Genomic DNA, 12,124 nt, shown 5'->3' on the forward strand with positions numbered 1-12,124 from the left:
TCGACCAATATCAATCCTACTTTCAAAAAATACAAGTGTAGCCAAGCTGTAAACCCTGATACAATCACTCATTTTTCATCCTTCAATTCTTGAATCTAAAATTTAACATCTAAAATCTAAAATGATAGAAACCCAGACACCTAATGGCATCTGGGTTTCTGGGCAAGTCTGTTTAACAGAGCCAACAAGAATATTCTATTTGCGGATCAAATTGAGCAATTCTTTAGGAGATGCCAACAAGTCGATCGCCACAAAGAAAATTTGACCTTGGGGATCGAGCAAAAACCGCCACGCAATGTTCATTCCCACATTCGCGCCGAACCAGGGAGTTTCGACTTTGCCAGTGACTTTCACTTGGCGGTAGCCATCTTCTGCGGGTTCCGATACGCCTCGCTCCGGCATCATTTTCAGTCCGATGCACTCTTCGCGCATATAGTTGAGGATAGCGTCGCGACCAACGATCGGCTTTTGGAAAGGCGGTTGCAGGGCACCTTCTTCAGCAAATAAACCGACGGCTGGGGTGAAGTCAAAGGCGTTCATGTAGTCAATGTAGCTGAGCACTGTCTGCTCGCTGATACCCTCAATTTGGGTTTTCACCCGCTCTTCTGGAGCGGTGGGAGTGCTGCGGGGGGCTGAGCGTTTGCCGTACTCTTGGTTAAAAGCAGGGTCATAGCCCATGTTAACTACGGTATTCCGAAGTACGGTAATTTGCTGACCCGGATCTAGTTGCTTGATGGTTTCAAGGACTTGGGTGGCTTCGGGAGACATTTGATAGCCAGCGGGGATCGGAGCCACAAGGCCCTGTTTCATCAACTGTCCCAACTCGTACCAGAAACCGAGTTTGGTGTTGACGCGCAAAGAAGTGTAAATCCGGCCAATTGTTGTGTCGGCGTTGCTGGCTAGGTCAAACATGGTTTTGCTTTGAGCAGCCGGCGACATTTGCTTGATTTCGCTCAGAATGCCTTCGACAAGCGCCATGCTGGCTACTCCCGGTGCTGCTGCGGTAATGGAAACGCCCATTTCGGTGTAGGCATACCAGAGCAAGGCGAGTTGGTCTTCAACGCTGAGTTTGTAGAAGGCTTCGGTGGTAGCCGGAACAACGCTAGCAATCTCGGTGTTTGAGAAGATAGATTGAGCGGATTGAATGCTAACTGCCATGTGTATGCTGTGGGATTTGTGGTTTTAGTGAGGTACTTGAGTTAGGAAACCTCTAGCTCCCTTGATTAACATCATGTAACGTTTTGTGAATTTTTGCAAATATAAATTACATATAGCTGAGTTACCAAACTATAATCGATAGTTTGGTCAAATGCGATCGCCATCACTAGACTGTGCGCCGAATTAGTTTATTTAGGCAACCAATCATTAAAGTCGCTTTATGTATCATATAAAGTTAAAATAGTCAATACGAAAGGTAAATATTTGCCTGGTGTCAAATGAAAGCGCCAATTAGCAGCAATTTGGTTAAGCAAAAAGCCCTTGAGTTGGGATTTCACAAAGTCGGGATTGCCTCCACAGACACGGATTTCGATCTAGAAAAACAAAGATTGCAAGCTTGGCTGGACAAGGGTTATCAGGCGGATATGGCATGGATGGCAAACCCGAAACGGCAGGATATTCGATTAGTCATGCCAGAGGTGAAGTCATTAATATGTGTCGCCATCAACTACTACACACCTCACCAACGCCCCTCAAATCCCCCTTGTGAGGAGGGGGGCGAGGCAGGGGTCGAATATGCTAAAATCTCTCGCTACGGTTGGGGAAGGGATTACCACAAAATTTTGCACAAAAAACTGAAAATATTGGCAAATTGGCTGCGATCGCAAGGCGAGGGAATTGAAGCACGGTATTATGCTGATACCGGGCCAGTTCAGGATAAAATGTGGGCGCAGCGTGCCGGGATTGGTTGGATTGCTAAAAATGGTAATGTAATTTCGCGCGAATACGGTTCTTGGGTGTTTTTGGGCGAAATCTTGACTAATTTGGAGTTAGCGTCGGATGAGTCTCATACGGAACATTGCGGTACTTGCACTCGCTGTATTGAGGCCTGCCCGACGGGAGCAATTACTGAGCCTTTTGTGGTAAATGCCGATCGATGTATAGCCTATCACACGATCGAGAATCGAGCCGAAAAATTGCCCGACGAAATTGCATCTAATTTACAAGGTTGGGTAGCAGGCTGCGACATTTGTCAGGATGTTTGTCCTTGGAATCAGCGATTTGCTAAACCAACTGATGTTGCCGACTTTGAGCCTTATCCTGAAAACATAGCGCCGACACTTGCAGAATTAGCCGACATTTCCGACGAGGAATGGAACCGCAGATTTACAGCTTCGGCGCTGCGGCGCATTAAACCCGAAATGCTGCGGCGAAATGCGAAAGCCAATCAAATTAACGATTAAAAGTTGAGATGTTCGCACTCAGGGTGCTTAGGGGACACCTTACCCTATAGATAATAACCCTAGTGTATGTACAGATCGCCAATAGTCAATACATTATGCAGTAAGTCATTCCCAATCTAAAATCTAAAATCTAAAATTGTATGCTTCCCCGTTCCTTATTTGCTATTGTCCCATGACCAAAGTAATTATTTTTGATTTTGACGGTACTTTAGCAGATACAATCGATATTCTTCTAAGCATCACCAACCGTTTGTCAGTAGAATTAGGCTTTAAATCTGCGACCAAGGAGCAAATCGCTCAACTGAGCAATTTAACTTCTTGGCAACTCCTTCAGTATTCTGGCATTTCTATCTTCAAATTCCCGCTGTTGATTAGAATGTTGAAAGCAGAGTTACGCAGCGAAATTCCCAACATTCAATTATTTCCGGGAATTAAAGAAGTTTTACTGGAGTTAAAAAAACTGGGATTTCAACTGGGCATTATCACATCTAATTCCAGAGAAAACGTCTTGGCATCGATGGAAAAAAACGGTTTGCAAGACACTTTCACATTTATTTACTCTGGCTCAACTTTTGGCAAACATAAAGTTATTAATAGCTGGCTAAAAAGAGAAAATATAAATGCTAAAGCAGTTGTTTATGTGGGAGATGAGATTAGAGATATAGAAGCTGCTCGAAAAACAGGAATTAAGGTAATGGCTGTAGCTTGGGGTTTTAATTCTCAGGAGGCTTTGGCTGCACACAATCCCGATTTTTTGATTAAACGCCCCCAAGAATTGATAGAGATTATGAGTAATTTGCGGGAAGTGTAAACTGAAATTGCCAAAAGTAAGACTCCTCCGTTGAAATCAATTTTACACAAACTCTCGTTCCTGCAGAGAGGGACTAAAGAATAAAATAGGTATTAAAGCCTGATTTGTTATCAGCCATAGTCTCTATTATTCTCTCTGGGCGGAAGTTAGGTTAATCTCCTTCGCCGCGTTTCAGTGCTGCTAAAACTGCTTGCTGGCTAACTGCTTGGTAGATTTTGCTAAAATGTTGCTTGAGTGCGTCAGATGCGGGCGAGGATTTACTAGCGCTTCCTTTTCCGTCGGTTGCGATGGGAATTGGGCCTAAGATATCTAATACTGTTTCGCTGCTGGGTGGCGGTACAATGACTACTAAAGATGATTCTAGCTGCTGATTGTATTCCCAAAAGCGATCGACCTTTGGCAATTTAGAATTCGTAGTGGGGGCATTTTCGCCGGAGTTGAGTTGGGAATTTTCCTCTCCTTGCGTACCTCGTCTTTGACGAAGTGCTGTCAAAATTTGCTCTTTGGTTCTCCCCCGCAGTTGAAAGAGTACGAAGGGATCTTCGCTGAAGCGATCGCCCAATAAGTAGTATACTGCACTGATGTGTTTGCAAGGGTTTTTGGGGTCAGGACAGCTACAGCGCGATCGAATATCAGATAAACTTAACGGAAATAGCGTTTTGCCCGCCGCTGCAAATACATCTTCAATATTGTGCGGCATTTCTCCTGCTAGTAATTTAGCTGAAAAAACGGCTCTTTGCGACATATTTTCAATCACATAATCCCAATCTTCATCGCTCAATGTGTCGAGGCCTAAAGAAACTTGATAGGGTTTTGGATCAGTTCCTTGAACTACGGCAATTACTTCTTGGTTAGGGAATTTAATGCTGAGAACTTTACCTTCGCGCGCGTATTGCCAGCCACGTTCTAAGCGCTTTTTGAAGCGGTAGGTATTTATTAAATCTAACCACTGTTGTGTCCACCATTCTCTGTCAATCATAAGCCGAAGGAAGAAGGAAGAAGGAAGAAGGAAGAAGGAAGAAGGAAGGAGAAAGAAAGCTTTAGTTATCTAGGAGAGTCAGAAACCGGGTTTTTTACCAAAAAACTTGACTGTAACCTTTAATCCTGTTAGAAAACCCGGTTTCTTTGGTCAGAGTGCGTAATTCCTCTGATGGTTGAGAACTAAAGTCCTAACTAGAAACCAAAGAAAATTAAACACATTACTCTTCTTCCGTTTCTATGATAGCATTGCGATCGAGAATTAGTAAATTGCGAAGTTGGTCTGTATCTAGCTCGGTGAGCCAGTTTTCGCCGGCGCTGACTACTTGTTCGGCTAGAGCTTTCTTACTTTCGATCATATCGTGTATTTTCTCCTCTAACGTACCAGTGCAGACAAATTTGTGGACTTGCACATTGCGAGTTTGACCGATGCGAAATACGCGATCAGTTGCCTGATTTTCTACTGCGGGATTCCACCATCTGTCATAGTGGAAAACGTGGGTTGCTCTGGTTAAGTTCAAACCTGTACCCCCAGCTTTTAAGGATAAAATCATAATCGGCGGGCCTTGGGGGTCGTGCTGGAAGCGATCGATCATTTCTTCCCGCTGCTGTTGCCGAATTCCTCCGTACAAGAACAAAACTTCTCGCCCTAAATGCTGTTCTAGATGCGGTTTCAGGAGTTTTCCCCATTCTGCAAATTGAGTAAAAATTAAAGCCCGATCGCCCTCAGCGATCACCTCTTCTAACATTTCCACCAACCGCTGCAATTTCCCCGATTCCTGACTCTTAATCTCCAATTCTTTCGGCTTAGCTTCTGCTTTCACAAGAGCCGGATGGTTGCAAAGTTGCTTGAGTTTTACCAGCAAAGCCAGAATCATTCCCCGGCGCTGAATACCTTCGGCTGACTCTAATTCAGCTATTGACTCTTCGACTATTTTCTGATATAATCCCGCCTGCTGAGCCGCCAGACCACAAAATACAGTCATCTCCTGTTTTTCGGGCAAATCTTGGATGATTTCTTTGTCAGTTTTTAGGCGGCGGAGGATGAAAGGCCGAACGAGCGATCGCAAAGTCTGCAATGATTCTCGATCGCCGTATTTCTCGATCGGAATTGCAAATCGGCGCTGAAAGAAATTGCGCGGTCCCAAATAGCCAGGATTGAGAAACTCCAAAATTGACCACAATTCTTGCAGTCGATTTTCCACCGGAGTTCCCGTCAGCGCAATTTTAAAAGATGCCTGGATTTGCCGCACCGCTTGCGACTGCTTCGCCTCGGAATTTTTAATATTTTGCGCTTCATCTAAAACCAATCCTTGCCACTTAATGCCTTGAAATTCCTTCGCATCGCGAAACACCAGGGCGTAACTGGTAATTATTAAATCCTTTCCCTTAATTTCAGCCGCAAATCCTTTGCCTTTAGCGCGTTTGTCTCCGTGGTGAACTAATACTTTCAGCGTCGGACCAAATTTCTTGACTTCGCGCTCCCAATTGCCCAATACTGATGTCGGACAAACCAGTAATGTTGGCGCTTCTAGAGAATCTTTTTCCTGTAAGTGCACGAGGAAAGCAATTAGCTCGATCGTCTTCCCTAATCCCATATCGTCCGCGAGACAAGCACCTAAACCCCAGCGTTCTAAGAATGCTAACCAGCCTGCTCCTAGGGCTTGATAAGGCCGCAATTGTCCTCGAAAACTAGCCGGAGTTGCGATCGCGCTTACCGCTTGATTATCGCTCAAAGTATTTAACAATTCCTGAAGTTGACCCGTAGCCTCAAAATTCACCACAGGCAATTTCTCGATCATCTGAGAATCGCCCGACGCCAAACGCAAAGCATCCTCCAAAGAAAGAGTCATTTGCTCTTTGCGACTGACAAAAAAAGTTTGAGCCGCTTTCACATCCGGCGCGCGCAACTCCACCCACTCGCCGTTAATTTCCACCAAAGGCGAATTCAACGCAATCAATCTGTCAAATTCTGCCTTAGAAATGCGCTGTCCGCCGATCGTCAATTCCCACTTAAAATTTAGCAGACTTTGCAATCCCAACCCGCCTTTCGCCGGAGTCACTTTCGGAGTTTCCGCTTGAATGCTCAAACCCAAACGACTCGCCCAACCATCTGTCTTTGTCAAACTCGGTGGCAAAACTACGCCCAACCCGCTATCAGCAAACCGCCAAGCCACAGACTTAATAAACTCGTAAGCTTGCAGCGGATTTAATTGGCAAGATTGAGGCCGCTGTGCTTGCAAACTCGGTTCAATTAACGGATAAAGTTTCGATGCTAAACCCAAGCCGCTGAGCAAAGTTTCTTGAGGCAATTCTATTGTCCGCCCCGCATAAGCCAAACGCTCGACTGAGTTGTTCCAAATAGTTGTCGCGTCTACCAAAAATTCCTCTTCATCTGCTGCTTGCAAGCAATAATTTAAACTCCAGTTGGCTTTACCAGGAGACGGCGGTATGAGTTGAAAGCAAGTGCGAAATTGACTTTGTTGAGATAATTGGTTTTGCAGCGGTGCAGTCCAAGCACTCAGCTTGGTTGCCAAGTTTTCCAATGCTGCTGTTTCTACTTGAACTATCCCAGATTCTTGCTGCAAAGCTTGCAGCCACTCACGCACAGGAGAAACTGTTTTGATGTCTAAAGTAGAGCTACCAGCCGATCGCACTTGACTATCTACTATACTGCTCAAAAAGCCTAACACCAATTCCTCCGCCCCCATCGGCAAATCCACCGCTAAAGGCAATTGACTAGATTCTTCTTCTTTTTCCCCTCTTCCTTCTTCCTTCTTCCTTCTTCCTTCTTCCTTCTTCCTGACATCCGTTATATCCGTTACAGAATCCGTTGCCGAACTTCCTTCTTCCTTCTTCCTGACATCCGTTACAAAATCCGTTGCCGAACTTCCTTCTTCCTTCGATTGATATGTTCTGCAAGCCGTCGGCATTTGCTTGACAAAAGTGGCGAGGCGGAGTGTATCTGTAGAACTATCTAACAGCGGTTGCCATTTGGCAATAGCAGAACCGTCGGGCTGTTTCTCCAATCCAGGCAAAAATTTGCATCTTGCCAACAAATCCAAACTCCACCTAGCAATATGAGACCAAAAACGCAAATCTGAGCCAACAAAAGAGTCTGGTTCCGTGCTGTTAAGCGGTAGTGATTGCAAGAAAACAAAAGCTGCTTGAGGGTTGAGACAAAAACCCTCTACTTGCCAGGGATAAAGGTAAATTTCGTCTGTTTTAGCTGGTTCCTCAAGTGTTGCTGCTGAGTGCTGCGGCATCAGGTTTGCGTTCGATTCTGAGATTTGGGTGGGAAGTGCGATCGCCCGAATTTCCCTTTTAATTGAGGAGTTGGGTGCGCTGATTCCTTCCTTGGTAGTTTTGGGCGATCGCCTAGTTTTTTTGCTTTTTTCCGATGGATTTTCTGCGGTTTCCGGTAATTGCCAATCCAGTTTTCCCGACTGCTGCAACGAATTTAGGAAAATCCTAAATTCCGATTCGGTCATTGCTAAGGGATGTGGTAAATTTATCCCCGATTCTATGGTTTCAATGGCTTCAATTTTTCGCCAAGTTTCTCCCCAAATAAATAAGTAACTTTTTTCATTCTCTACGAGCCAACTGCCGTGTAAGATAGCCATATTTTTTTACCCTGATATTTGTATTTAAGTGCGAAGTTGACTACAGCATTTATATAGAATTTATGAAAATTTTATTTAAAACAAACCGAGGAAAATTTGAGCCTGATAGGAATTAGGTAGAACCTGTATATTTAGGTACTTATGGCACACCTTACCGCTTATTCCCTAGCCTAAATAACTAAATCCCTCTTCCTCCTTCCATCTTTCTTCAACGTCCCAATTCCCAAATGAAAACTCATCCTACCATCTATTTCAGGCGTTTAGCGGGCGATCGACCGGAGAACCGACCCCAGACTGCCAAAAATAATTTTAGAGTATAAATGCTTATAAGCCAGACGCAGACAGTGGATCGCGAGGCGATTATCCCTGTCTTTTGGCGTCGGACTCTCAAACATCCTGTGGTAATGTTACGATCCCGACAGAGAAAGAATGTGGTAGATAAGGAAGCAGTGCTACATGGTAGAGATAGACAAGTCAATATCCTTCGATGGACGGGATATTAGACTGAAGATTGGTTTACTAGCGCCTCAAGCAGGCGGTGCAGTTTTGATTCAGTCGGGTGACACGGCAGTTTTGGTGACAGCGACTCGATCGCAGGGGAGAGAAGGAATTGATTTCCTGCCCCTGTTGGTGGATTACGAAGAGAGACTTTACGCTGGCGGTAAAATTCCCGGTGGATTTTTGCGAAGGGAAGGGCGTCCCCCGGAAAAAGTGACTTTGACTGGCCGTTTGATCGATCGACCGCTGCGTCCGCTATTTCCAAGCTGGCTGCGAGATGACATCCAAGTTGTAGCCACAACGGTTTCGATGGACGAACAAGTGCCGCCGGACGTTTTGGCCGTGACGGGGGCTTCGGTGGCGATACTGCTGGCGAAAATGCCGTTTTACGGGCCGATGGCGGCAGTGCGAGTCGGTTTGGTAGGGGACGATTTCATCATCAACCCAACCTACAGCGAAATCAGAGAAGGCGAGTTGGATCTCGTGGTAGCTGGTTCTCCTGACGGAGTAATCATGGTAGAAGCCGGCGCCAACCAATTGCCGGAACAGGATATCATCGAGGCGATCGACTTCGGCTATGAAGCAGCCTGTGACTTGATTCAAGCCCAGCGCGAAATTATGGCGGAATTGGGCATCGATTTGGTGGTAGAAGAACGGCCATCGCAAGATTCGGCCCTGGAAACCTTCATTCGCGATCGCGCCCAAGAACCCATCCGCATCATTTTGTCAAGATTTGAAAAAGACAAAACAATACGGAATGCAGCATTGGACGAAGTTAAGGCAAATGCAGTCGAATCTGCGATCGCCGAACTCTCGGAAGACGATCCGGTAAAACTAGCCGCCACCGCCAACAGCAAGGCGATCGGCAACGTTTTCAAAGACGTTACCAAAAAAATGATGCGGAAGCAGATCCTCGAAGATGGCATCCGTGTAGACGGTCGCAAGCTAGACGAGGTGCGACCCGTTTCTTGTCGCGTAGGCGTGCTGCCGTCGCGAGTACACGGCTGTGCGTTGTTTAATCGGGGCTTGACTCAAGTGTTGTCCGCAGCTACCCTGGGAACCCCAGGCGACGCCCAAGACTTAGGAGACGACTTGCACCCGCAGCAAGACAAACGCTACCTACATCACTACAATTTCCCGCCGTTTTCCGTGGGAGAAACCAAGCCGATGCGATCGCCCGGACGCCGAGAAATCGGTCACGGAGCCCTCGCAGAACGCGCTTTACTGCCCGTTTTGCCATCCAAAGAAGATTTCCCCTACGTGATTCGCGTAGTTTCAGAAATCCTTTCTTCCGACGGTTCGACCTCAATGGGTTCAGTTTGCGCCTCAACGCTAGCATTAATGGATGCAGGCGTTCCCCTTTCCCAACCCGTCAGCGGCGCGGCAATGGGCTTAATTAAAGAAGGCGATGAAGTCCGAATTTTGACTGACATTCAGGCAATTGAAGACTTTTTAGGCGACATGGACTTCAAAGTAGCCGGTACCGACACCGGAATTACTGCCTTGCAGATGGACATGAAAATCAAAGGTTTACCCTTAGATGTGATTGCCACCGCCATCCGCCAAGCCAAACCAGCCAGACTGCACATTTTAGAAAGAATGCTGGCAACCATCGACACTCCCCGCAAGGAAATGTCGCCGTTTGCACCGCGTTTGCTAACCCTGAAAATCGATCCAGAATTTATCGGTTTGGTAATTGGACCTGGTGGCAAAACGATCAAAGCCATCACCGAAGAAACCGGTGTCAAAATAGACATCGAAGACGACGGAACCGTGACAATTGCTGGCAACGACAGCGAAAAAGCTCAACGGGCTTACAACATTGTCCAAGGCATGACGCGCAAGTTGAATGCAGGAGACGTTTATGTCGGCCGCGTAACTCGAATTATTCCGATCGGCGCTTTTGTGGAAATTTTGCCAGGAAAAGAAGGAATGATTCACATTTCCCAGTTAGCGGACTACCGCGTTGGGAAAGTGGAAGACGAGTTAGCTGTGAACGATGAAGTGATTGTCAAAGTGCGAGAAATTGACAATAAAGGTCGAATTAATTTGACCCGCTTGAATATTCATCCCGACGAAGCGGTAGCCGCCCGCGAAGCGCTGAATAAATAGTTTACGGTTGGTAATTGGTAATTACTTATAGAGTAATTGCTAATTGCTAATTGGTAACTGGTGATTGGTAATTGCTAATTGCTAGTTGAGATGAAATCTGATTGTTTCAGATTGATTTGAGAGTAGGTGCGCGACAGCGACAGATCGACAAGAGTGCGATCGGCTGTAGAAGTTAATACAGTCGCGCACTTTACCCTCGGCGGTTGCTATAAGTAAACCTTGGAATTATTCAACTTTCTCCCCTCTTCCTCTGCGCCCTCTGCGCCCTCTGCGGTTAAATCGCTCATAAATATTAAAAAAAACAAAATATCCAGAAACCAGACTTCTTGAAAAAGTCTGGCATCTAAAAGAAGCTCAAATCAAATCACAGCAATACAGTCAATTTCAACTAACACATCTTTCGGCAAACGCGAAACCTCCACACAAGCGCGCGCCGGTGCAGTTTCCGCATCAAAATATTTCGCATAAACCGCATTCACGGCGGCAAAATCATTCATATCTTTGAGGAAAACCGTAGTTTTTACCACATCCAACCAAGTAGCGCCCGCTTCTGTGAGAATGGCTTCGAGATTTGCCATAACTTGTTCGGTTTGTTTTGCCACGTCGTCGGTGTAGACAATATCGTTTAGTCTAATGTCGATCGCAATTTGACCAGCTACAAACAGCATAGTGCCCGTAGCGGCGATCGCTTGATTGTAAGGGCCCACTGGTGCCGGTGCTTTGTCAGTACGAATAATTTTGCGCGTCATAGATGTCACTTTTTGGGATAATTTTTCCGAAGTTTCTTGATTGTAGATTTCTCCATCAGGCATGATAGCACCAGTGAAGTCTGCATCCTCAATACTTACTGCATAAATATTTGCATCTGTCAATTCTGCTTGTTTCAGGTTTGCTCCATCCAGGTTTGCTTTAATCAAGTTTGCCCCTTGCAGATTGGCTGCTTCCAAACTTGCACCTTGCAGGCTGGATTTTTTGAGATTTGTCCCTTGAATATCAGCTCCAACCAGATAAGCTTCATCCAAATTCACCCATGATAAGTTAGATTTAGATAGCTTAGTTAACTGAAGTTTAGCTCCCTGTAAATTTGCACTTTGAAGCGTCACACCAGTTAGGTCTGCCCGACTTAAATCAGCTTTAGTCAAGTCTGCTTGGGTCAAGATTGCACTACTTAATGTGGCTTTACTTAGGTTGGCCTCAATCAAGGAGGTTCTAGTTAAATTTGCACTACTCAAGTTAGCACCGCTAAGGTTTGCCTGATTTAAGTTAGCATCCCAGAACTTGGAATGATTGAAGCACGATCCGCTTAAATTAGCACCGCTAAGGTTTGCCGAAATCATATTTTGTGAATTTCCCTGCGCCCCACTCAAATTTGTTCCTGTCAGGTTGGCCTTACTGAGATTTGTATTGTGAAGGCTTGCCTTGGTCAAAATTGCGTCACTCAACTGAGCTTCTGATAAATCAGCACTGTTTAGGTCTATTCCACTCAGGTATGCACCTTTGAGGTCTACCCCACTTAACTGTGCTTTTTGAAAGTTGCGCTGTCCTGCTGCGTATTTTTCTAAAAGTTCTTTAGCATCCATAAATAACCTCGATCGCCCTTTCGCTACACCCCGCTTTCCCAGCCTACCACCAAAACCCAAAGCGCGATCTAAATCTGCGTCAATCCATTTTCATCTGCGGTTAATACATTTTCTTTTTCA

General features: G+C 45.6%; 7 protein-coding genes. 3 read left to right on the plus strand and 4 right to left on the minus strand.

The features are described 5' to 3' along the window. Nucleotides 1-195: 195 nt before the first annotated feature. Entirely contained in the window at nt 196-1,158 is a 963-nt protein-coding gene (locus QUA24_RS16240) for an orange carotenoid protein N-terminal domain-containing protein (RefSeq protein ID WP_333230747.1), read from the minus strand. A 278-nt stretch (nt 1,159-1,436) separates the two neighbouring features. Here QUA24_RS16240 and queG point away from each other — a divergent pair, with 278 nt between their 5' ends. Beyond that, the gene (gene queG / locus QUA24_RS16245; protein ID WP_333230748.1) at nt 1,437-2,402 is read left to right on the plus strand and encodes a tRNA epoxyqueuosine(34) reductase QueG; all 966 of its coding nucleotides are present in this window, start codon (nt 1,437-1,439) and stop codon (nt 2,400-2,402) included. 172 nt (nt 2,403-2,574) lie between these two features. Next, nucleotides 2,575-3,213, plus strand: a complete 639-nt coding sequence (locus tag QUA24_RS16250) for an HAD-IA family hydrolase (protein WP_333230749.1) — start codon at nt 2,575-2,577, stop codon at nt 3,211-3,213. Nucleotides 3,214-3,364: 151 nt separating this feature from the next. Here QUA24_RS16250 and QUA24_RS16255 read toward each other — a convergent pair whose 3' ends face one another. Both QUA24_RS16255 and QUA24_RS16260 read right to left on the minus strand, forming a co-directional pair. Next, complete coding sequence (locus tag QUA24_RS16255) at nt 3,365-4,192, minus strand: SWIM zinc finger family protein (protein ID WP_333230750.1); 828 nt, start codon at nt 4,190-4,192, stop codon at nt 3,365-3,367. Between the two features lie 220 nt (nt 4,193-4,412). Beyond that, nucleotides 4,413-7,814 (minus strand): DEAD/DEAH box helicase, encoded by a 3,402-nt coding sequence (locus QUA24_RS16260; protein WP_333230751.1) that lies wholly within the window; start codon nt 7,812-7,814, stop codon nt 4,413-4,415. A 456-nt stretch (nt 7,815-8,270) separates the two neighbouring features. On the opposite strand from QUA24_RS16260, the gene QUA24_RS16265 reads away from it, so the two are divergent. After that, the gene (locus tag QUA24_RS16265; protein WP_333163904.1) at nt 8,271-10,424 is read left to right on the plus strand and encodes a polyribonucleotide nucleotidyltransferase; all 2,154 of its coding nucleotides are present in this window, start codon (nt 8,271-8,273) and stop codon (nt 10,422-10,424) included. A 359-nt stretch (nt 10,425-10,783) separates the two neighbouring features. Here the strand turns inward: QUA24_RS16265 and QUA24_RS16270 are convergent, their stop codons facing one another. Then, the gene (locus QUA24_RS16270; protein WP_333230752.1) at nt 10,784-12,004 is read right to left on the minus strand and encodes a Rid family detoxifying hydrolase; all 1,221 of its coding nucleotides are present in this window, start codon (nt 12,002-12,004) and stop codon (nt 10,784-10,786) included. Nucleotides 12,005-12,124 lie beyond the last annotated feature (120 nt).

The organism is Microcoleus sp. Pol12B5 (assembly GCF_036701335.1).
Classification (GTDB): Bacteria; Cyanobacteriota; Cyanobacteriia; order Cyanobacteriales; family Microcoleaceae; genus Microcoleus.

What these genes read in the sequence shown, in the direction of transcription:
- queG (WP_333230748.1), top strand. Translation starts at nt 1,437, where the DNA reads ATGAAAGCGCCAATTAGCAGCAATTTGGTTAAGCAAAAAGCCCTTGAG.
- QUA24_RS16270 (WP_333230752.1), bottom strand. Translation starts at nt 12,004, where the DNA reads ATGGATGCTAAAGAACTTTTAGAAAAATACGCAGCAGGACAGCGCAAC.
- QUA24_RS16240 (WP_333230747.1), bottom strand. Translation starts at nt 1,158, where the DNA reads ATGGCAGTTAGCATTCAATCCGCTCAATCTATCTTCTCAAACACCGAG.
- QUA24_RS16260 (WP_333230751.1), bottom strand. Translation starts at nt 7,814, where the DNA reads ATGGCTATCTTACACGGCAGTTGGCTCGTAGAGAATGAAAAAAGTTAC.
- QUA24_RS16265 (WP_333163904.1), top strand. Translation starts at nt 8,271, where the DNA reads ATGGTAGAGATAGACAAGTCAATATCCTTCGATGGACGGGATATTAGA.
- QUA24_RS16255 (WP_333230750.1), bottom strand. Translation starts at nt 4,192, where the DNA reads ATGATTGACAGAGAATGGTGGACACAACAGTGGTTAGATTTAATAAAT.
- QUA24_RS16250 (WP_333230749.1), top strand. Translation starts at nt 2,575, where the DNA reads ATGACCAAAGTAATTATTTTTGATTTTGACGGTACTTTAGCAGATACA.